The sequence below is a fragment of the Nonomuraea corallina genome (assembly GCF_027620315.1).
Classification (GTDB): domain Bacteria; phylum Actinomycetota; class Actinomycetes; order Streptosporangiales; family Streptosporangiaceae; genus Nonomuraea; species Nonomuraea corallina.
Genome location: NZ_JAPNNL010000014.1, coordinates 55,331 through 75,474 on the forward strand (window position 1 = coordinate 55,331; position 20,144 = coordinate 75,474).

Consider the following 20,144-nt stretch of genomic DNA (forward strand, 5'->3'; position numbering starts at 1 on the left):
CTCAATGCTGTTCCCCCCGTCGGTAGCGTACGCCGTCGGCCTTGGGCATCCGCAGCCGCTGCGACGCGACGAGGAGCACCAGCAGCGTGAGCACGTGCGGCGTGATGAAGACGAACTCGTTCGGCAGCCGGTCGACGGTCAGCCAGAGCCAGAAGAGCACGGCCGCGCCCACCACGGCGGCGCCCATCGCCGTGTAGTCCTTGACGGTCAGGGCCGACAGCCCGTCCGCGCGGCGGGCCCTGACGCCGAGGTAGACCAGCAGCAGGATCGCGCCCAGGAGCAGGAAGGACGTGATCGCCCCCTGGCTGCGCAGTTGCAGGCCGTCGGCGTACCCGAAGAGCGCGGCGCCGGCCGCGAGCCCGCCGGGCCGCCAGTTACCGAAGATCATCGCGGCGAGTCCGATGAAGCCGCGCCCGGCCGTCTGCCCCTCGACGTACTTGGTGCTGACGAAGACCAGGAACACGCCGCCCAGCCCGGCGAACGCGCCGGAGATGACCACCGCGATGTACTTGATCCGGTAGACGTTCACGCCCAGCGACTCGGCCGCCCACGGGTTCTCGCCCGCCGAGCGCAGCCGCAGCCCGAAGGAGGTGTGCCAGAGCACGAAGAACGTCAGCGGCAGCATCAGCACGGCCAGGATGACCAGCACGTTCACGTTGTGCGTGAGCCCGCGCAGGATGCCCGCCAGGTCGCCGAGCAGGAACCACCTGGTGCTCTCCAGGCTGCCCAGCCAGTCGGGACCGCTGGACAGCAGCGGCAGGCTCAGCTCGGGCGCCTCGGACGACAGCGCGGGCGAGGTGGTGATGCCCGCGCCCGCCTGGTTGGCCTGGCTGCCCTCCTTGTAGAGCACCTCGGACAGGAACCGGGTGACGCCCGGGCCGAGCAGGTTGATGGCCACGCCGCTGATGATGTGGTCGACGCCGAAGGTGACGGTGGCGATGGCGTGGATGAGGCCGCCGATCGCGCCCGCGAGCAGCCCGGCGACGAGCGCCGCGTAGGGCCCCCACTGGTAGCCGGCCCAGCCGGCGAACCACGTGCCGAGCACCATCATGCCTTCGAGGCCGATGTTGACCACGCCGGCCCGCTCGGCCCACAGGCCGCCGAGCCCGGCCAGGCCGATCGGCACCGCCAGCATGAGCGCGGCCGCGAACGTGCCGGACGAGGTGATCTCGTTGGCTCCGGTGATCAGGCGGATCAGCGACACCAGCAGGATCGCCGCGGCGACGCCGATGAGCGTCAGATGGTACTTGCGGGTCCTGGTCATCCTGCCACCTCAACGGGAGTGTTCCTGCCGAGCGCCTGGGCGGCCCGCCGTTCCTCGCGCCGCAGCGCGATCCTGCTGGTGACCTCGTTGGCGATGACCACCAGGAGGACGATGGTGCCCTGCATGATCGTGATGACCGAGGGCGGCACGTCCGCGAACTGCAGCGGGCCCTGCGCCCGGTCGAGGAAGCCGAACAGCAGCGCGGCCACCGCGATGCCCGCGGGCTTGTTGCGGCCGAGCAGGGCCACGGCGATGCCGAGGAAGCCCAGGCCGGGAGTGAAGTTGGAGCCGAAGGCGTGCTCGTCGCCGAGGAGCTCGGGCAGGCCGATCAGGCCCGCTACCGCCCCGGAGAGCACCATCGCGGAGATGACCATCTTCTTCGGGTCGACGCCGGAGGCGAGCGCGGCCGGCGCGTTGAGCCCGCTGGCCTTGACCTCGAAGCCGAACCGGGTGCGCTCCAGCACCAGCCAGATCCCGACGCCGAGCAGGATGGCGACGATGAGGAAGCCCCACAGGCCGTCGCCACGCGGCGCGGGCAGGCCGAACATCTCCAGCAGCACGTTCACGTTCGGGAACCACGCCGACTCGGGCAGCGGGGGCGTGCTCGTGGTGAGCTGCCCTTCGGCCCGCTCGCCGGCGAACGGGCCGCGGACCAGGTACGCGGCCAGGTTGATCGCGATGTAGTTGAGCATGATCGTGGAGATGACCTCGTTGACGCCCCGGGTCACCTTCATCACGGCGGGGATCAGCGCGTACAGGCCGCCGGCGGCCGCCGCCACGATGATGATCACCGTGATCTGGATCGGCGCGGGGGCGACGAACGTCGAGCCGACGAAGGCGGCGCAGATGGCCGCGATGCGGTACTGGCCCTCGACGCCGATGTTGAAGAGGTTCATCCGGAAGCCTATGGCCACGGCCAGGCCGGCGATGAACAGCGTCACCGCCCGGTTGAGCATGTCGGCGATGCTGGTCGACACGGCCTTCTCGCTGGCGCCGAAGTCGAAGAACGCGGCGAAGGCGGCCGCCGGGCTGGCGCCCGCGGCGACGATCGCCACGCTGGAGATGCCGATGGCCAGCACGATGGCCGCGGCGGCGCCGGCGACGGTGAGCAGCGCCCTGAAGAGCCCCGCGGGCATCACGCCTCCTCAGTGCCGGTGATGGCACCGGTCATGTAACCGCCGAGCCGCTCCGGCGTGACGCCGGACGGGTCGAGCCGGGCGGCGAACCGCCCTCGATAGATCACGTACAGCGTGTCGGACAGTCCGATCAGCTCGTCGAGGTCCGCCGAGATGAGCAGCACGGCCAGCCCGGCGGCGCGGGCGTTGCGCAGGTGTTCCCAGATGGCGGCCTGCGCTCCCACGTCGACGCCCCGGGTGGGGTGTGCGGCGATGAGCACTTTGGGGTCGCCGCTCATCTCGCGGCCGACGATGAGCTTCTGCTGGTTGCCGCCCGACAGGGCCAGGGCCAGGGTGTCGACGCCGGGGGTGCGCACGTCGTACTCCTCGACGATGCGCTGGGTGTCGGCCCTGGACGCGCGCCGGTCGATCCAGATGCCGCGGCGGGCCGGGGGTCTGGTCTGGTGGCCGAGCACGCGGTTCTCCCAGAGGCTGGCCTCCAGCAGCAGTCCCTGGCGGTGGCGGTCCTCGGGGATGTAGGCGATGCCTGCCTCGCGGCGGCGGCGCGTGGGCCAGGCGGCGATGTCCTCGCCGGCGAGGCTGAGCTCGCCGCCCACCTGGCGCATGCCCATGATGGCCTCGATCAGCTCGGACTGCCCGTTGCCCTCGACGCCCGCGATGCCGACGATCTCACCCTGGTGGATCTGGAACGACACGTCGTCCAGCAGCCGCCGGCCGCCCTCCGCCTCCATGGTCAGGCCGGACGCCTGGAACATGACGGTGTCGGTGACCGTGGACTCGCGGGTCTCGGGGGTGGGCAGCTCGCTGCCGACCATGAGCTCGGCGAGATGGCGGGCGGTGGTGCCCGCGGGATCGACGCTGGCGACCGTGGTGCCGCGCCGGATCACGGTGATCGCGTCGGCGATGCTGAGCACCTCGTCGAGCTTGTGCGAGATGAAGATGACGGTGAGGCCGCCGGCCTTGAGCTCCCGCAGGTTCTCGAAGAGCTCGTCGACCTCCTGCGGGACGAGCACGGCGGTCGGCTCGTCCAGGATGAGGATGCGCGCGCCGCGGTAGAGGACCTTGAGGATCTCCACCCGCTGGCGGTCGCCGACGCCGAGGTCCTCCACGAGCCGGTCGGGGTCGACCCGCAGGCCGTGGCGCTCGGCCAGCTCGTTGATGCGGCGGCGGGCGCCGGCCTTGTCGAGCACACCGGCGGTGCTCGGCTCGGCGCCCAGCACGATGTTCTCCAGCACCGTGAAGTAGTCGGCGAGCATGAAGTGCTGGTGGACCATGCCGATGCCGGCCTGGATGGCGTCGCTCGGCGTGCGGAAGGAGACCTCCTGGCCGTCCACCTTGATCGTGCCCTCGTCCGGCTTCTGCATGCCGTAGAGGATCTTCATCAGCGTCGACTTGCCGGCGCCGTTCTCCCCGACGATCGCGTGCACCGTCCCGGCTTCGACGGTGAGGCTGATGTCGTGGTTGGCCACGACACCGGGGAAGCGCTTGGTGATGCCCTCCAGCTGGACGGCGGGCGGCACCGCGGCGGCGATCTCAGCGTTCATCGGCCGCTCATTCGATCTCTCCTTGGGCAGATACAGGCCGAAGGCCCGGGTCACGGGACGCCGGGCCCTCGGAGAGGCGTTCCTCAGATCACGGGGTGGTCGGGACCGTGATCTTGCCGTCGACGATGTCCTTCTTCGCGGCTTCGATCTTGTCGGCGATGTCGTCGATCTCGCCGCCGGTGGTGGACAGGCCGACGCCGTCCACCTTCAGGTCGTAGATCACGTCGCTGCCGCCCTTGGCGCCGCCCTGGAAGGCCTTGACGAACTCGAACACGCCGACGTCGACGCGCTTGAGCATGGAGGTCATGATGACCTCCTGGAGGTTGGTCTCCTTGACCGTCTGGCGCTGGTCGGAGTCGACGCCGATGGCCTTCTTCTTGGCCGCGGCGGCCGCCTGGAACACGCCGAGGCCGGAGTCGCCGGAGGCGTGGTAGACGATCTCGGCGCCGTCCTGGTACATCTTCTCGGCCGCGACCTTGCCCTTGTCGGGGGCGCGGAAGCCGGTGAAGTCACCGTCGGGGGTGAGGTACTTCACGTCGATCTTGGCGTCGCTCTTGACCGACTTCACGCCGGCCTCGAAGCCCGCCTGGAACTTCTTGATCAGGTCGTTCTCGACACCGCCGACGAAGCCCACGTGGCCGCTCTCGGCCTTGTGCGCGGCCGCGACGCCCGCCAGGTAGGAGCCCTGCTCCTCGGCGAACAGCAGGCCGGTCACGTTCGGGGCGTTGGAGCCCGAGTCGACGACCGCGAACTGGATCTCCGGGTACTCCTCGGCGGCCTTCTTGATGTCCTCGCCGTAGGCGAACCCGACGCCGATGATCGGGTTGTAGCCCGCGTCGGCCAGCTGGGTCAGCAGCTCACCGCGGTTGGAGCCGTCGGAGGCCGGGCTGAGCTCCTTGATCTCCGCGCCCAGCTCCGTCTTGGCCTTCTCCAGGCCCGCGTAGGCGGCGTCGTTGAACGACTTGTCGCCGCGTCCGCCGATGTCGAACGCGAGACCGACCTTGAGCGCACCGCCAGCAGGAGCGCTGGTGTCCGCGGAGGGCGCGGTGCTCGCCGTCGTGTCCCCACCACTGCCACTGCCGCCACAAGCCGCGGCCGCCATGAGCATGGCACCGGCCAGCGTGCCGGTCGCCAACCTGCCGAATCGCTTGCTGAGCAAGGCGACTCCTTCCATTTCCCCGCCGTCAAACTTCATCGCAGGCGCGAAGAAATGCACGGCAACCCTGCACGGAAGATAGTTGGTTGACCAGGCCATACCAAACCGGCACACAGGGTCGCAACCGCTCCGTTATCGACCTCAAGCGGGACTGTGACCTGGATGCGCCGTCACCGGCCCTCCGGAAAGCTTTGCCCATTTTTGGGCCTCGCCATCCGGTCCGGGGGGATCGATCATGGCAGGGCATTCCCCAACCGGGGCCACCACTCAGGAGTCCAGCCATGCACCCCTGGAAGGCAATCGCCGCGCCGCTGGCCGCGGCCATGGTGCTCACCATGGCGTACGCGACCCCCGCGGCGTCGGCGGACACCCCCGCCATCACGATCGAGGGAGGCGCGACCCAACCGGTCTTCTCCCGCGCCGACGCGATCAAGCAGACCGTCTTCGTCGAGGTCGCCGGGACCGACAGCGACAACGACGGCAGCCCCGACCGCGTCGCCGTCGACATCCTCCGGCCCAAGGAGACCGACCAGGGACTCAAGGTCCCGGTCATCATGGAGGCCAGCCCCTACTACGCGGGCGGCAACGACGTCGCCAACCACGTCGTGGACGTCGACGAGCACGGCAACCCGCTGCCCAGCACGCTGCGGGGCAGGAGCAAGCTGTCGAGCGAGCCGTTCGACTCCTACTACGACAACTACTTCGTGCCCCGCGGCTACGCCGTCGCCCTGGTCGAGAACCTCGGCAGCGGCCGCGCCACCGGCTGCCCCACCACCGGCGACCGCAACGAGACGGCCGGGCCCAAGGCCGCCATCGACTGGCTCAACGGCCGCGCCAAGGGCTTCGACGCCGACGGCCGGCCGGTCGAGGCCACCTGGTCCACCGGCAAGGTCGGCATGATCGGCGTCTCGTACAACGGGACCCTGCCGAACGCGGTGGCCGCGACCGGCGTGAAGGGCCTGGAGACGATCGTGCCGATCGCCGCGATCTCCTCCTGGTACGACTACTACCGGGCCAACGGCGGCGTGGTCGCGCCCGGCGGGTTCCAGGGTGAGGACGCCGACGTGCTGGCCAAGTACGTGCTCACCCGGGAGAACGGCCAGGAGGTGTGCGGGCCGGTCATGGACCACCTGACCGCCGCCCAGGACCGGATCACCGGCGACTACAACGACTTCTGGGACGACCGCAACTACCTCAACGACGTGCGCAAGGTCCGGGCCAGCGTCTTCCTGGTCCACGGGCTCAACGACTGGAACGTCAAGACCAAGCAGGCCGCCCAGTGGTGGTACGCGCTGGCCCAGCGGAACGTGCCGCGCAAGATCTGGCTGCACCAGGGCACCCACATGAACCCGTTCAGCCTGCGCACCGTCGAGTGGCTGCGCCAGTTGCACGGCTGGTTCGACCACTGGCTGTACGGGATCGACAGCGGGATCATGCGTGAGCCGCAGGCGGACGTGGAGATCGAGGCGGGCGTGTGGGGTCAGCACCGGTCGTGGCCGCTGCCGGGCGCCGCGCCGGTGCGGCTGTGGATGGGCTCGGGCTCGAAGCTCGGCCTGCTGCCGCGTCCCCTCTCGGCGCGCGAGTCGTTCGTGGACCAGAAGACCCGCACGGCGGAGGAGCTGGTGGAGAACGCCCCGGCCGCCGACCCGAACCGGCTGGCGTACCTCACCGGCGCGCTGCCGACGGACGTGCGGATCTCCGGCACGCCGACGGTCAGCGTGCGGGCCTCGATGCGGAACGGCGCCTCGCCGTTCCTGACCGCGCTGCTCGTGGACTACGGCACCGATACGCGGCCGGACGGCAGGCTGGTGTCGACGGGCCAGGAGTACTGCTACGGCCAGGGCGTGCCGGGTGACACCGGCTGCACGGTGCTGCGCAGGCTGGGCACGGCCGAGACCCCGTACAAGATCGTCAGCCGGGGCTGGCTCGACGTGCGCAACCGGAAGGCCGACGACCGGTCCGAGCCGATCCGGGCGGGCAAGGAGTACACGTTCTCCTGGGACTTCCAGCCCCAGGACTACCTGTTCAAGAAGGGGCACAGGATCGGCGTCGTGATCATCTCGACCGACCACGACTACACCCTGCGCTACCCGGCGGGCACCGAGGTGACGCTGTCGCCCGGCCACTCGTCGGTGCGGCTGCCGGTGGTCTTCGGCAGGATCTCCTGACACGCGACGGCGGCGGGAGACCGGGGTCTCCCGCCGCCGTCCTGCGCTCGTCAGGCCAGCGCGGAGGTGATCTCGTCCGCCGCCGGCACGTGGCTGCTCTCGAACAGGGCGGTCAGCGCGGTCGTGGCCATGACCCGCACGCCCATCGCGATCGCCCGCTCGTCGATGTCGAACGTGCCCTGGTGGATGTCGTAGGTGACCCCGGTCTCCGGCGAGCGGGTGCCGAGCCGGGCGAACGCGCCGGGGATCGACTCCAGGTACCAGGCGAAGTCCTCACCGCCGAGCGACTGCGGGGTGGGCACCACGGCGCCCGCGCCCAGGGCGCGCTCCGCGGCCTCGCCCAGCATCTGCACGCAGTCCTCGTCGTTGACCACCGGCGGCACGCCGCGGGTGTACTCCATCGTGGCCTCGATGCCGTACGCGCTCGCGACCGACTCCAGCAGCGCCTTGATCAGGTCGGGCGCGGCGTGCCAGGCGTCCTCGTCGAGGCAGCGGACCGTGCCCTCGGCCACGCCGTCGTCGGGGATGGCGTTGGCGGCGGTGCCGGCCTCGACCCGGCCCCAGACGAGGCTGAGCGAGGAGCGCGGGTCGATCCTGCGGGACAGCGCGGCGGGCAGCTCGGTGAGCACCTTGGCCAGCGCGAAGACCAGGTCGGCGGTGAGGTGCGGGCGGGCGGTGTGACCGCCGGGGCCGGACACCCGGATGACGACCCTGTCGCAGGCCGAGGTGATCGGGCCGCTCTTCAGCCCGAGCTGGCCCACGTCGACCCGGGGGTCGCAGTGGAGGCCGAAGATGCGGTCGACGCCGCTGATGCCGCCGTGGGCCATGACCTCCAGCGCGCCGCCCGGCAGTTCCTCGGCGGGCTGGAAGATCAGGCGCACCCGGCCGGGCAGCAGCCCGGCGGCGGCCTGCTGGGCGAGGAAGAGCGAGGTGCCGAGCAGGATCGTGGTGTGCACGTCGTGACCGCACGCGTGGCAGGCGCCGGGGACGGTGGAGCGGTAGGGCGCGTCCTTCTCGTCCTGGAGCGGCAGCGCGTCGATGTCGGCGCGCAGCGCGATGGTGGGGCCGTCGCCGCTGCCCACGTCGCAGATGAGGCCGGTGCCGCGCGGGAGCACCGTCGGGGTCAGCCCCGCGGCCACGAGCCGCTCGGCGATCCGCTGGGTCGTGCGGTATTCAGCGAAGGCCAGCTCTGGATGCATGTGGAGGTCACGGCGGAACGCCACGAGATCCTGCTCGGTCTCCGCCAGGAACGCGTCGAGTTCCCCTCGAAGCTCACGCCCCTGCATCAGTCACCATCCCGTCCCGTGCCGTGCGTCGTCTACTGCCCAGATCGCACGGCTAATAGCGCCGTATTTCGTACTTGTCCCACTGTGGTCGACTGTTCTGTCGGAGCAGCCGTCCGGCCGGTCACGATTGCCGCACACCCGGAGGTCATCGGGGATCGTCAGCGCGGGGCACGACTCTCGGTCGCCTGTTGAGGACAACCGCTACAGCCCGGATCACAGCGGTCGGCCGTGGAACCTGGCGATGCTCCGACCTTATCGCTCTCATGGGGCTTCTTGCTGACGACTACACCAAAAGTTAGCCGACGACATGCCCGTAACCATCGACGGTCACCGAGAGTGACAGATTACGTGACCCGAAAACGGTCACAAGGGATCATTAGATCGTCACCCGGGGCCGCCACTCCCAAACGTGGTGGCCGATTCCGAATCGTGTCACTTTCGGCCATGGTCATCACACTACCGCGATGGCTGCATTTGGGGGAAATGCGTGTTTCACTCGCATTATGATCACTAACATCCCGTTCGGGGAGAAGTATGCTGGGTTGAGCATCTTCGAGCCGGGCGAGGGGACCCTGGTGGTCGTGCCCTCGCTCTCCCTCCCCCAGGATGAGCTGCGCAGCATCACGGGCGCGCGATGCTACGAGGAACGCCTGCTCTTCCTGCTGATGACGCTGCGCGAACCCGGCGTGAAAGTGATCTACCTGTCGTCGGCACCGATCGACCCCGTCATCGTCGACTACTACGTCGGCTTCCTGCCCGACCCGGAGGCGGCCGCCAAGAGGCTGACCCTGATCAGCCTCGACACCCACGACGCCCAGCCCCTCACCCGGACGTTACTCTCCCGTCCCGACGTCGTGCGGCAGCTGAAGGCGGCGATCGACGGCGACGCCTGGCTGGTGCCCTTCGTGCTGAGCGAACTGGAGGAGGAACTCGCCTCGTCACTCGGCGTGCCGATCTACGGTCCGGCCACGTCGTTCGCCTACTACGGCTCCAAGAGCGGCTCGCGGGAGATCGGCGCCGAGGCCGGCGTGCCGATGGCGCGCGGCTTCCGCGACCTCTACACGATCGCCGACATCGAGGACGCGATCGAGTCGCTGCCCGGCGAGCGCCTGATCGTCAAGGTGAACGACGCCTACTCCGGCCTCGGCAACGCCATCGTGCCCCGGGGCGACCTGCCGGGCACCAGCTTCGCCGCCGCGGGCGAGACCTGGGCCACCTTCGCCGAGAAGGTCCGCGAGCGCGGCGCGGTCGTCGAGGAGTTCATCGAGCACCGGCCCCTCTACCACCCGAGCGCGCTGGCCGGCATCACCCCCGGCGGGCACTACGACGTGCTCGCCACCCACGACCAGGTGCTCGGCGGCGCGAACAACCACGTCTACCAGGGCTGCACGTTCCCTGCCGCGCCGGAGTACCGCGCCGAGGTCGGCGACTGCGCCGCCCGCATCGCCCGCGCCCTGGCCGCCAAAGGCGTGATCGGGCTGTTCGGGATGGACTTCTTCGCCATGAAGACCGACGCCGGTTACGCGGCGCTGCTGTGCGAGATCAACCTGCGCATCGGCGGCACCACTCACCCGTACGGGGCCGCGCTGCTCACCACCGGCGGCGTCTACGACCCCGGCACCGGCCTGCTGATGGCCGACGGCCGGCCCAAGTACTACACGGCCACCGACAACTGCTCGGCCGAGCGCCTGCGCGGCCGCACCCCGGAGCACGTCCTGCGCGAGGCCGACCGGCTCGGCCTCGGCTTCGACCACGACACCCGCACCGGCAACGTCTTCCACCTGCTCGGCGCCATCCCCGAGCACGGCAAGTTCGGCTTCACCTCGATCGCCGACTCCCGTGAGCAGGCGGACGCGTTGCACCTCCGTACCCGCCGCGCCCTCTGCGGCTGATTCCGCCACGAATCTGTGCATTAATAGCGGAGTCACGTATGGGCTGGAGGAGGCGCTCCGGTGGAACCGTACTTTCTGATCAAGGACCCGCGCAGCCGCGCGCGTCTGCGTCTGAGCGCGTCCGCCGCCTCCCACGAGCGGCTGGCCTTCCTGAACGAGGCGAGCAGCCGCATCGGCAGCACCCTCGACATCAAGGAGACCTGCCGTGAGGTGATGGACGTCGCGGTCCCCCGGCTGGCCGACACGGGCGGCATCATGGTGCAGGAGCGGCTCATCACCGAAGGGGAGTTCCCGGCCCGCAAGAAGGACGGCTCGGCTCTCGTGCGGCGCATGGCCACGGCCGCGGCGACGCACGACCCGTGGGAATGGGACGACGCGTTCCCGGTCGACGAGGTGTGCGTCTATCCCCCGTACCTCCCGCAGGGGCAGGCCATGGCCACCGCCGAGACCGTGCTGGTGCCCCGGCTGGACCGCGACGTCGGCGAGGAGAACGCGCAGGCGTTCCAGCGGCCGGTCATCGCCCGCCTGCTCCCCGGGTGCTCCTTCCTCGTCACGCCGCTGCTGGCCAGGGGCAACGTGCTCGGGTTCCTGGTGCTGCTGCGCCGCGACTGCAGCGACCCCTTCGAGGAGACGGACATCCCGCTGGCCGAGGAACTGGCCGCGCGCACCGCCATCTGCATCGACAACGCGCGGCTGTACGAGCGCGAGCGGCGAACCGCGCTCATGCTCCAGCGTTCCCTCCTGCCGACCGGGCTGCAGCGGCCCCCCGGCCTGGAGATCGCCTACCGCTACCTGCCGGCCAGCGACCTGGCCGAGGTGGGCGGCGACTGGTTCGACGTGATCCCGCTGGCCGAGGACCGCACGGCGCTCGTGGTCGGCGACGTGATGGGGCACGGCATCCGCGCCGCGGCGACGATGGGCCAGCTCCGCACCGCCACCCAGACGCTGGCCAGCCTCGACCTCGACCCGCCCGAGCTGCTGTTCCGGCTCAACCGCGTGGCCCACCAGCTCAGCTCCGACCAGATCGCGACCTGCCTGTACGCGACGTACGACCGCGCGTCCGGCAAGATCGCCATGGCCAGCGCGGGTCACGTGCCGCCGGTGCTGGTCGAGCCCACGGGCAGGGCCGCCGCCGTGTCCGTCACGCCCGGCCTGCCGCTCGGCGTCGACGTCGGGGAGTGGGAGACCCACACCGTCGACCTGCCGCCGGGCGGCATGCTCGCCCTCTACACCGACGGCCTGGTGGAGAGCCGGGACCAGGGCATCGACGAGGGGCTGGACGGCCTGTGCTCGCTGCTGAGCGGCCCGCCCCGGGGGATCGAGCGGATCTGCGACATGATCGTCGCCGCGCAGCGCCCGGCGGACAAGCGGGACGACATCGCGTTACTGCTGGCCAAGGCCGGCTGACCTGTCACGGCCGCGGGCGCGCAGGCCGCGCCAGCCGATCACGCCCAGCACGATCCCCAGCACGACGTTGACGACGATGAGGATCCCGTGCACCACGTAGAAGCCCGTGTCGTGCCCGTCGGCGAGGTTGAATCCCAGGTTGATCCACTCGACCACCATGAACGCGCCCAGCGCGACAAGGAATCCGGCGATCTTTCGTGACATGACCATCTCTCTAGTATCTGAAGCGGATCTTCGGGGGATGTGTCGGCACATGGGCGACGACACGAAGCTACGCTGAGTTCGCGATGTGGATGAAACTGGTGCCTATCACGGCACTTTTTGCGGCGGTGACGTTCACCGGGGCGGCACAGGCCACCCCGACCCCGCCGCCTGTCGGCGGCGACCTGATGGCCGTCCGCGGCCTGGTCAAGCCCGGCGGGTTCAAGGCGCCGCCGAAGACCAAGGCGACCTCGTACGTGATCGCCGACCTCGAGACGGGGCAGGTGCTGGCGGCGAAGGACCCGCACGGCCGCTACCGCCCGGCGAGCACGCTCAAGATGCTCACCGCGGCCACGCTGATCACCAAGCTCGACAAGAACCTCAAGGTCAAGCCGAGCCGCAACGCCGTCAATCAGGAGGGTAGCGCGGTCGGGCTGCAGTCCAGACCGATCTACAAGGTCGAGGACCTGTTCAGGGCCCTGATGATGTCCTCCGGCAACGACGCGGCCATGGCGCTGGCCGAGGCGAACGGCGGCCTGGCGAAGACCATGAGCGACATGAACGCCGAGGCGAAACGGCTCCAGGCCAACGACACCGTGGCCAAGACCCCCAGCGGCCTCGACAAGCCGGGGCAGAGCAGCTCCGCGTACGACCTGGCGCTCATCGCCAGGGCGGGCCTGTCCAACCCGGACTTCCGGCGGTACGTGAGCACGAAGACGGCCAGGTTCCCCGCGCCGAAGAAGTGGTACGAGATCAGCAACCACAACAAGCTGCTCTGGCGCTACCCGGGCATGATCGGGGTCAAGAACGGCTGGACGTCGAAGGCGCACAGCACGTTCGTCGGCGCGGCCGCCAGGAACGGCCACACGATCATCGTGTCGATCATGAAGCACGAGGGCTACTTCTGGGACGAGGTCGCCGACCTGCTCGACTGGGGCTTCGCCGCCCGGGGCAAGGTGACGCCCGTCGGGCAGCTCGTCGACCCGCTGCCCGACGAGCCGGTCCAGCAGGCGGCGCCGGCCGTCACGCCCGATGCGACCCCGAAGCCCACCCGCGAGCCGATGACGGACACCGCGGCCTCCGAACAGACGGACGGCACCCGCACGACCGGCTCGCTGGTGATCGGCGGCGCCCTGCTGTTCGGGCTGGCCTGGCTCGGCTACGGCATGTACCGCAAGCGCAGCAGGCTATGACGCGTCGGCGGGCTCCGGCGCGTCCGTCGAAGGCACGGGCGAGGGGGCGGGCGGCGGCGCGCCTCCGGCCGTGGCGGTCCACGCGGCCACGTACAGGATGAGCCGGACGGAGAAGTTGATCCACAGCAGCAGGCCGACCACCACCGCGAACGCGCCGTAGACCGGGTTGGACAGCGTCGAGGCGAGCAGCAGCGAGGCGAGCTGCTTGAGCAGGCCGAACCCGATCGCGCCGAGCAGCGCGCCCTGCGCCAGCACCCGGAACGGCTGCGCCGGCCTGGCCACCCAGCCGAACGCGATCATGAACAGCAGCCAGTCGGCGGCGACGCTGCCCACCACGCCGACGAACCCGGTCGCGGCCGTCACCAGAGGCGCGGCGCCGCCGAACAGGAAGTCGGCCACGACCTTGGTGGCCTGCGTCGCCAGCCCGCCCACCAGCACCGACACGATGAGCGTCACGCCCAGCAGGATCAGCGAGACCAGGTCGCGCAGCTTGCCGAGGGCGAACGAGAGCGGCGGCGAGGTGGTCATGGACATCTCCCGCAGCGCCCCCCGCAGCGCGTCCACCGCGCCCAGCCCCGCGTAGAGCAGGCCCAGCAGGCCGATGACGCCCGCGGTCGCCTTGGCGTCCTTGATCGCGTTCAGGTCGATCGCTCCCGCCAGGCCGGGCAGCCGCTGCACGATCGCCGTCTCCAGCGCCGTGGCCACCGCCTCGCTGGCCGTCACCACGTATCCCAGCAGCGCGAACGCCAGCGCGATCAGCGGGAAGAAGGACAGGAAGGCGAAGTACGTCACCGCGCCAGCCAGCCGGTCGCCCGACTGCGCCTGGTAACGCCGGACCGTCTTCATCAGGTGGTCGACGGACGGCCTGCGCACGCGCCAGCCCTCCACCATCCGCCCGCCCCGGTTCTTCGCGGACCGGATCCGCCCTGCCAGGCTCGTGCTCACGCCCCAGACCTGCCCTGGAGGCGACGTTCATATCCCTCCGGCGATCATTCCGCACCGGCGGATTTCCCCTCGGACGGGCCACCCAAGCCTGCGGTGATCTTCGGCAGATTGCAGATGTGCCGCAGGGCGGCTCGGCGGCGGAGACCGGTCAGTGGCGGGGGCGTTCGGGCTCGTACGCGAGGAGGTCGCCCGGCTGGCAGCCGAGCACCTCGCAGAGCTTGGTCAGCGTGCTGAACCGGACCGCCTTCGCCCGCCCGTTCTTGAGGATGGACAGGTTGACCAGCGTCACCCCCACCCGCTCGGCCAGCTCGGTCAGCGTCATGCCGCGCTCGGCGAGCAGCCGGTCCAGGTGGACGGCGATGGCGTGTCCCTCGACGTCGGCAGGCGACATCACACGGTCCCTTCACCCGCTCCCGTGCGGGCACTCGCCGGAGGTCAGGAGGTCGGCAGGAAGCCCACCCGGTCGCGGACCTCGGCCATGGTCCTCCCGGCCACCGCGCGGGCGCGCTCGGCCCCCACCGCCAGCATCCGGTCCAGCTCCGCCTCGTCGCCCAGCAGCTTCTCGGTGCGCTCGCGGATCGGCGCGAAGGCGTCGACGACCGCCTCGGCCACTTCCTTCTTGAAGGTCCCGTAACCCTGTCCCGCGTATCGGGCCACCAGGTCGGGGATGGGCGTGCCGGTCAGCGCGGACTGGATGCGCAGCAGGTTGGAGATGCCCGGCTTGTTCTCCTCGTCGAAGCGGATCTCGGTCTCGGTGTCGGTGACGGCCCGCATGATCTTCTTGCGCAGCGGCCCCGGCTGCTCCAGGACGTCCAGGATGCCCGCGGGGCTGGAGGAGGACTTGGACATCTTCGCCGACGGGTCCTGCAGGTCGGTGATCTTCTCGACCTCCTTCAGGATGTACGGCTCAGGGATCGTGAAGGTGTCACCGAAGCGGTGGTTGAAGCGCTGGCCGAGGTCGCGGGTGAGCTCCAGGTGCTGCTTCTGGTCGGCGCCGACGGGCACGCTGTCGGCCTGGTAGAGCAGGATGTCGGCGGCCTGCAGGATCGGGTAGGTGAACAGGCCGACGCTGGCCGCGCTCTCCCCGTAGCGGGCCGACTTGTCCTTGAACTGCGTCATCCGCGCGGCCTCGCCCATGCCGGTCTGGCAGGTGAGGATCCAGGCCAGCTCGGCGTGCTCGCGGACGTGGGACTGCACGAACACCGTCGAGCGCTCCGGGTCGAGCCCGGCGGCGAAGAGCTGGGCGGCGGCCACGCGGGTGCGGCGGCGCAGCGCGGCCGGCTCGGTGGGCACGGTGATCGCGTGCAGGTCGACCACGCAGTAGAACGCGTCGTGGGTCTCCTGCAGCGTGACCCACTGACGGACCGCACCCAGATAGTTGCCCAGGTGGAAGGAGTCCGCGGTGGGCTGGATGCCGGAGAGAACACGAGGTCTGGCCATAGCCCTCCATTGTGTCAGGAATCAGCTTCGGGCGGCGACTCGGCGACGGGGCGGCGTTTCACCCTCACCCTGGCGATCCTGCGGCCGTCGAGCTCGATGACGGTCAGCTCGAAGCCGTCCACGTCGACGGAGTCGTTCACCTCGGGCACGCGGCCGAGCATCGCCATGACGAAGCCGGCCAGCGTCTCGTACGGGCCGTCCGGCAGGCGGATGCCGGTCTCGTCGGCGAAGTCGTTGAGGTTGGTGAGGCCGTCGATCTCCATCGCGCCCGTGGGCAGGATGACGGACTCGTCCACGACGTCGTACTCGTCCCTGATGTCGCCGATGAGCTCCTCGACCAGGTCCTCCATGGTGACGATGCCCGCGGTGCCGCCGTACTCGTCGATGACGATGCACATGTGCTGGCCCTCGTCGCGCATCTCGGACAGCGTGGTGAGCAGCCGCTTGGAGGCGGGCACGAACTTGGCGGGGCGGATCGGCACCAGCTCGCTGAGCGGCTCGGTGCGGCCCGTGAGCACGGGGTCGAGCAGGTCCCTGACGTGCACGAAGCCGATGACCTCGTCGTAGGACTCGCGGTAGACGGGGAAGCGCGAGTGGGGCAGCGCGGCGGCCAGCACCGCGGCCTCGGCCAGGGGCGTGTCGGCCTCCATGAACTCGACCTCGGTGCGCGGCAGCATGAGCTCGCGGAGCTGCCGCTTGCCGGCGGCGAACACCTCGGCGATCAGGTTGCGCTCGTCGGGGGTCAGCTCGGCGTGGCCGACGACCATGTCGCGCAGTTCCTCGGTGGTGACCTCCTCGCGGTCGGCCTGCGGGTTGCCCCCGAGCAGCCGGACGACGCCGTCGGTGGACTTGGACAGCGCCCAGATGACCGGCCGCGACAGCCCGGCGAGGCGGTCCAGGAAGGGGGCGACGATCAGCGACAGGCCCTCGGCCCGCTGGAGCGCGAGGCGTTTGGGCGCCAGCTCCCCGAGCACGAGGGAGACGTACGAGATGGCCAGGGTGACCAGCACCAGCGCGAGCACGGACGCGAGGGCGGCGGGCACGCCCCAGCCTTCGAGCACCGGCAGGAGCTGCACGCTGAGCCGGTCGGCGCCGAACGCCGCCGAGAGCATGGTCGCGACGGTGACGCCGATCTGCACCGCCGACAGGAAGCGGTTCGGGTCGCGGGCGAGTTTGGCCACGCGCTCGCCGCGGCGGCCCTTCTGGGCGAGCTTGCGCACCTGGCTCTCCCGCAGCGAGACCATGGCGATCTCGGCGGCGGCGAAGAATCCGCCGACCAGGATGAACAGCAGAACCACGACGATGTTGGCCGCGACGGTGTCAAACATGGTGGTTGGCAGCGTATACGGGGCCGTTCCCGCGTATGCTGAACCGCAAGCCGTACAAAATCAAACAGATTCGAACGGGAGTCAACATGAGGCTGCTGGTCACCGGAGGCGCGGGGTACGTCGGCAGCGTCGTCGCGGCGCAGCTCGTGGCGGCGGACCACGAGGTCATCGTGCTCGACGACCTGTCCACCGGCCACGCGGACGCGGTGCCGGACGGTGCGACGTTCGTGGAGGCCTCGATCGAGGACGCCGGCCAGGCGCTCGACGGCGTCGACGCGGTGCTCCACTTCGCCGCCAAGTCCCTGGTCGGCGAGTCGGTGGAGAAGCCGGGCCGCTACTGGGCCAACAACCTCGGCGGCACGCTGGCGCTGCTGGAGGCGATGCACGAGCGCGGCGTACGCAAGATCGTGTTCTCCTCGACCGCGGCCACGTACGGCGAGCCGGAGAGCTCCCCCATCCCGGAGAGCGCCCCCACCCGGCCGACCAACCCCTACGGCGCCTCCAAGCTGGCCGTCGACACCGCGCTGACGGCCTTCGCCGGGCTGCGCGGGCTGGGGGCGGTCAGCCTGCGCTACTTCAACGTCGCCGGCGCGTACGGCCGCTACCGCGAGCGCCACACGGTCGAGACCCACCTCATTCCCAATGTCCTCAAGGTCGCCACCGGTGAGCGCGAGTCGGTCAGCGTGTTCGGCACCGACTATCCGACTCCCGACGGCACGTGCGTGCGCGACTACATCCACGTCGCCGACCTGGCCACGGCCCACCTGCTGGCGCTCGGCGCGTGCCGTGAGGGCGAGCACCAGATCTTCAACCTGGGCAACGGCACCGGCTTCTCCGTGCGGGAGGTGATCGAGGTCTGCCGCGCGGTCACCGGCCACGAGATCCCCGCCGTGGTCGGCCCGCGCCGCGCGGGCGACCCGGCCGTGCTGGTCGCCTCCTCCGAGCGGATCCAGCGCGAGCTGGGCTGGAAGCCGGAGCGCACGGAGCTGCGGGACATCGTCGCGGACGCCTGGGAGGCGCTTTCCGGGATTTGACCCCTGCGGAGGGCGAAGATGTGCTGTGATATCGAAATGTGAGGACCTTTTCACCAAGGGTGACGAAGGCGCTCTTCGGCGCCGTCATCGTGACCGGTTGCGCGATGGCCGCGGCCGGAGTGGTGTTCGCCACTCCGGCTCCCCTGACGGCCGTGCCGGCGTCGTCGAGCTGCCCGGCGACCGCCGGAAGATGACGAGGCGCGCGCCCCTCGCGGACGCGCGCCTCACCGAGCGCACGGCTCAGATCAGGCCCAGCTCCTTGACCGCGTCGCGCTCCTCGGCGAGCTCCCGCACCGAGGCGTCGATGCGCTCGCGGGAGAACGCGTCGAGCTCCAGCCCCTGGATGATCTCGAACCTGCCGTCGACCGCGCGCACCGGGAACGACGACACCAGGCCCTCCGGCACCCCGTAGGAGCCGTCGGAGACGACCGCGGCGGAGGTCCAGTCGGTGCCGTTGACCCAGTCGTAGACGTGGTCGATGGCGGCGTTGGCGGCCGAGGCGGCCGACGAGGCGCCGCGGGCCTCGATGATGGCGGCGCCGCGCTTGGCGACCGTCGGGATGAAGGTCTCGCGCAGCCACTCCTGGTCCACCTGCTCGGCGGCGGACTTGCCGCCCACCTCGGTGTGGAACAGGTCGGGGTACTGGGTGGCGGAGTGGTTGCCCCAGATCGTCATGTTCTTGATCTCGGTCACCGGCACCTGGAGCTTGGCGGCGAGCTGCGAGATCGCGCGGTTGTGGTCGAGGCGGGTCATCGCGGTGAACCGCTCGGCCGGCACGTCCGGGGCGTGCTGCTGGGCGATGAGCGCGTTGGTGTTGGCGGGGTTGCCCACGACGAGCACCCGGATGTCGTCGGCGGCGTGGTCGTTGATGGCCTTGCCCTGCGGGCCGAAGATGCCGCCGTTGGCGCCGAGCAGGTCGCCGCGCTCCATGCCGGCCTTGCGCGGCATGGCGCCGACCAGGAGGGCGACGCTGGTGCCGTTGAACGCGACGGCCGGGTCATCGGTGATCTCGATGCCGGACAGCAGCGGGAACGCGCAGTCGTCGAGCTCCATGGCGGTGCCCTCGGCGGCCTTGACCGCCTGCGGGATCTCCAGCAGGCTCAGCTTCACCGGGACGTCGGGCCCGAGCAGCTGGCCCGACGCGATGCGGAACAGCAGCGCGTAGCCGATCTGTCCGGCAGCGCCGGTGACGGTCACCTTTACGGGCGTGGCCATGGCCTTTCCCCTAACTCGCAAGCTCGTCTGTTGACGTTCGGATGTTACCCGGTCGTCATGCGCAGGCTTCCATCGCGGGCACCTTCGCCTCCGGCCTGAAGTCCACGTTGCCGAAATGCTTCGCCAGCAGCTTCTTGATCACACCTGTGCGGTAGAGGTCGGCCACCACGCCGGAGAGCGCCTTGCACGTCCGCACGTCGCCGGCGCGCAGGCCGACGCCGTAGCGCTCGTCGGTGAGCTTGGCGCCGAGCACGCGGAAGCGCACGTTCTCCCGCCCGGCGAACCCGGCCAGGATGACGTCGTCGCCGGGCACCGCGTCCACGGTGCCGTTGAGCAGCATGTTCATGCATTCGGCGTAGTTGCTCGCGGGCACCGGATGCACGTCCACGCGGTCCTGCACCGCGCCCACCGACGGGCTGTTGACGCCGCAGATCCGCTTGCCCTTCAGGTCGCGGATGGAGTCGATGGGCCCCTTGTGCACCAGCACGTCCTGGTGGGCCAGGTAGTAGGGGCCGGCGAAGGTGACCTGGGGGTCCTCGACGATGGAGTACGTCGCCACGACCAGGTCGACCTTGCCCTCGGCCAGGGCGCGGGCCCGGCCGGCCGGGGAGACGGCGACGAACTCGACGTCGCGGGCGCCCAGCCCCTCGGCGAGGTGACGGGCCACGTCGATGTCGAAGCCCTCGAACGTGCCGCCGCGCCGGAGGCCGACGCCCGGCAGGTCGCCCTTGACCCCGATCACGAGCCTGCCGGTCCCGGCCGCCTTCTCGGCGACGCCGGTGTAGGAGGGCAGCGGCCTCGGGTCCGCACCGGGCCCGGAATCCTGCCCGAGGGCGAGCGTCCAGCCGTTGAGGAAGGCCACCGCGGCGAGCGCCGCGAGCATGGACAGCACGACGGCCGACGCCACCCACCACATGACCCGCCTCCGCCGTCGG

Annotated in this window: 17 protein-coding genes; 5 read left to right on the forward strand and 12 right to left on the reverse strand. The window is 70.3% G+C overall.

Annotated features, from left to right (window positions below):
- Position 1 precedes the first annotated feature (1 nt).
- From OUY22_RS06105 to OUY22_RS06120, 4 genes are all read right to left on the reverse strand, one after another.
- Entirely contained in the window at positions 2–1,264 is a 1,263-nt protein-coding gene (locus OUY22_RS06105) for an ABC transporter permease (protein ID WP_270153779.1), read from the reverse strand.
- Positions 1,261–2,400, reverse strand: a complete 1,140-nt coding sequence (locus tag OUY22_RS06110; protein ID WP_270153780.1) for an ABC transporter permease — start codon at positions 2,398–2,400, stop codon at positions 1,261–1,263. The genes OUY22_RS06105 and OUY22_RS06110 overlap by 4 nt, the downstream gene beginning before the upstream one ends.
- Positions 2,400–3,944, reverse strand: coding sequence for an ABC transporter ATP-binding protein (locus OUY22_RS06115; RefSeq protein WP_270153781.1), 1,545 nt, complete (start codon positions 3,942–3,944; stop codon positions 2,400–2,402). The genes OUY22_RS06110 and OUY22_RS06115 overlap by 1 nt, the downstream gene beginning before the upstream one ends.
- Before the next feature lie 88 nt (positions 3,945–4,032).
- The gene (locus tag OUY22_RS06120) at positions 4,033–5,103 is read right to left on the reverse strand and encodes a BMP family lipoprotein (protein WP_270153782.1); all 1,071 of its coding nucleotides are present in this window, start codon (positions 5,101–5,103) and stop codon (positions 4,033–4,035) included.
- Positions 5,104–5,381: 278 nt separating this feature from the next.
- Between OUY22_RS06120 and OUY22_RS06125 the strand changes: the two genes are divergently transcribed.
- Positions 5,382–7,268 (forward strand): Xaa-Pro dipeptidyl-peptidase, encoded by a 1,887-nt coding sequence (locus OUY22_RS06125; protein WP_270153783.1) that lies wholly within the window; start codon positions 5,382–5,384, stop codon positions 7,266–7,268.
- A 50-nt stretch (positions 7,269–7,318) separates the two neighbouring features.
- Here OUY22_RS06125 and OUY22_RS06130 read toward each other — a convergent pair whose 3' ends face one another.
- Positions 7,319–8,554, reverse strand: coding sequence for a M20 family metallopeptidase (locus tag OUY22_RS06130; RefSeq protein ID WP_270153784.1), 1,236 nt, complete (start codon positions 8,552–8,554; stop codon positions 7,319–7,321).
- 503 nt (positions 8,555–9,057) lie between these two features.
- On the opposite strand from OUY22_RS06130, the gene OUY22_RS06135 reads away from it, so the two are divergent.
- Complete coding sequence (locus OUY22_RS06135; protein ID WP_270153785.1) at positions 9,058–10,446, forward strand: peptide ligase PGM1-related protein; 1,389 nt, start codon at positions 9,058–9,060, stop codon at positions 10,444–10,446.
- A gap of 60 nt (positions 10,447–10,506) precedes the next feature.
- Positions 10,507–11,853: a PP2C family protein-serine/threonine phosphatase gene (locus OUY22_RS06140; protein WP_270153786.1), complete on the forward strand. Its 1,347-nt coding sequence runs from the start codon at positions 10,507–10,509 to the stop codon at positions 11,851–11,853.
- Here the strand turns inward: OUY22_RS06140 and OUY22_RS06145 are convergent.
- The gene (locus OUY22_RS06145) at positions 11,830–12,057 is read right to left on the reverse strand and encodes an SCO4848 family membrane protein (RefSeq protein ID WP_270153787.1); all 228 of its coding nucleotides are present in this window, start codon (positions 12,055–12,057) and stop codon (positions 11,830–11,832) included. The two genes, OUY22_RS06140 and OUY22_RS06145, sit on opposite strands and share 24 nt — an antisense overlap.
- Before the next feature lie 89 nt (positions 12,058–12,146).
- On the opposite strand from OUY22_RS06145, the gene OUY22_RS06150 reads away from it, so the two are divergent.
- Positions 12,147–13,247 carry a D-alanyl-D-alanine carboxypeptidase family protein gene (locus OUY22_RS06150; RefSeq protein ID WP_270153788.1) on the forward strand — a complete coding sequence of 367 codons (1,101 nt, stop codon included), beginning with the start codon at positions 12,147–12,149 and terminating at the stop codon, positions 13,245–13,247.
- Here OUY22_RS06150 and OUY22_RS06155 read toward each other — a convergent pair.
- The 4 genes from OUY22_RS06155 to OUY22_RS06170 form a co-directional block, all read right to left on the reverse strand.
- Positions 13,242–14,192, reverse strand: coding sequence for a YihY/virulence factor BrkB family protein (locus tag OUY22_RS06155; protein ID WP_270153789.1), 951 nt, complete (start codon positions 14,190–14,192; stop codon positions 13,242–13,244). The genes OUY22_RS06150 and OUY22_RS06155 overlap by 6 nt on opposite strands.
- Before the next feature lie 148 nt (positions 14,193–14,340).
- Positions 14,341–14,583, reverse strand: a complete 243-nt coding sequence (locus tag OUY22_RS06160; protein ID WP_270153790.1) for a helix-turn-helix domain-containing protein — start codon at positions 14,581–14,583, stop codon at positions 14,341–14,343.
- A 44-nt stretch (positions 14,584–14,627) separates the two neighbouring features.
- Positions 14,628–15,632, reverse strand: coding sequence for a tryptophan--tRNA ligase (gene trpS / locus OUY22_RS06165; protein ID WP_270153791.1), 1,005 nt, complete (start codon positions 15,630–15,632; stop codon positions 14,628–14,630).
- 14 nt (positions 15,633–15,646) lie between these two features.
- The gene (locus OUY22_RS06170) at positions 15,647–16,960 is read right to left on the reverse strand and encodes a hemolysin family protein (protein WP_270153792.1); all 1,314 of its coding nucleotides are present in this window, start codon (positions 16,958–16,960) and stop codon (positions 15,647–15,649) included.
- Between the two features lie 86 nt (positions 16,961–17,046).
- On the opposite strand from OUY22_RS06170, the gene galE reads away from it, so the two are divergent.
- Positions 17,047–17,994, forward strand: coding sequence for a UDP-glucose 4-epimerase GalE (gene galE / locus OUY22_RS06175; RefSeq protein WP_270153793.1), 948 nt, complete (start codon positions 17,047–17,049; stop codon positions 17,992–17,994).
- A 240-nt stretch (positions 17,995–18,234) separates the two neighbouring features.
- Here the strand turns inward: galE and OUY22_RS06180 are convergent, their stop codons facing one another.
- On the reverse strand, positions 18,235–19,209 hold the full coding sequence (locus OUY22_RS06180; protein ID WP_270153794.1) for a malate dehydrogenase: 975 nt from the start codon (positions 19,207–19,209) through the stop codon (positions 18,235–18,237).
- 55 nt (positions 19,210–19,264) lie between these two features.
- On the reverse strand, positions 19,265–20,144 hold an 880-nt coding region (locus tag OUY22_RS06185), incomplete at its 5' end, for a transporter substrate-binding domain-containing protein (protein WP_270153795.1).

What these genes read in the sequence shown, in the direction of transcription:
- OUY22_RS06170 (WP_270153792.1), bottom strand. Translation starts at nt 16,960, where the DNA reads ATGTTTGACACCGTCGCGGCCAACATCGTCGTGGTTCTGCTGTTCATC.
- OUY22_RS06130 (WP_270153784.1), bottom strand. Translation starts at nt 8,554, where the DNA reads ATGCAGGGGCGTGAGCTTCGAGGGGAACTCGACGCGTTCCTGGCGGAG.
- OUY22_RS06145 (WP_270153787.1), bottom strand. Translation starts at nt 12,057, where the DNA reads ATGTCACGAAAGATCGCCGGATTCCTTGTCGCGCTGGGCGCGTTCATG.
- OUY22_RS06160 (WP_270153790.1), bottom strand. Translation starts at nt 14,583, where the DNA reads ATGTCGCCTGCCGACGTCGAGGGACACGCCATCGCCGTCCACCTGGAC.
- OUY22_RS06180 (WP_270153794.1), bottom strand. Translation starts at nt 19,209, where the DNA reads ATGGCCACGCCCGTAAAGGTGACCGTCACCGGCGCTGCCGGACAGATC.
- OUY22_RS06150 (WP_270153788.1), top strand. Translation starts at nt 12,147, where the DNA reads ATGAAACTGGTGCCTATCACGGCACTTTTTGCGGCGGTGACGTTCACC.
- galE (WP_270153793.1), top strand. Translation starts at nt 17,047, where the DNA reads ATGAGGCTGCTGGTCACCGGAGGCGCGGGGTACGTCGGCAGCGTCGTC.
- trpS (WP_270153791.1), bottom strand. Translation starts at nt 15,632, where the DNA reads ATGGCCAGACCTCGTGTTCTCTCCGGCATCCAGCCCACCGCGGACTCC.
- OUY22_RS06110 (WP_270153780.1), bottom strand. Translation starts at nt 2,400, where the DNA reads ATGCCCGCGGGGCTCTTCAGGGCGCTGCTCACCGTCGCCGGCGCCGCC.
- OUY22_RS06125 (WP_270153783.1), top strand. Translation starts at nt 5,382, where the DNA reads ATGCACCCCTGGAAGGCAATCGCCGCGCCGCTGGCCGCGGCCATGGTG.
- OUY22_RS06135 (WP_270153785.1), top strand. Translation starts at nt 9,058, where the DNA reads ATGATCACTAACATCCCGTTCGGGGAGAAGTATGCTGGGTTGAGCATC.
- OUY22_RS06105 (WP_270153779.1), bottom strand. Translation starts at nt 1,264, where the DNA reads ATGACCAGGACCCGCAAGTACCATCTGACGCTCATCGGCGTCGCCGCG.
- OUY22_RS06115 (WP_270153781.1), bottom strand. Translation starts at nt 3,944, where the DNA reads ATGAACGCTGAGATCGCCGCCGCGGTGCCGCCCGCCGTCCAGCTGGAG.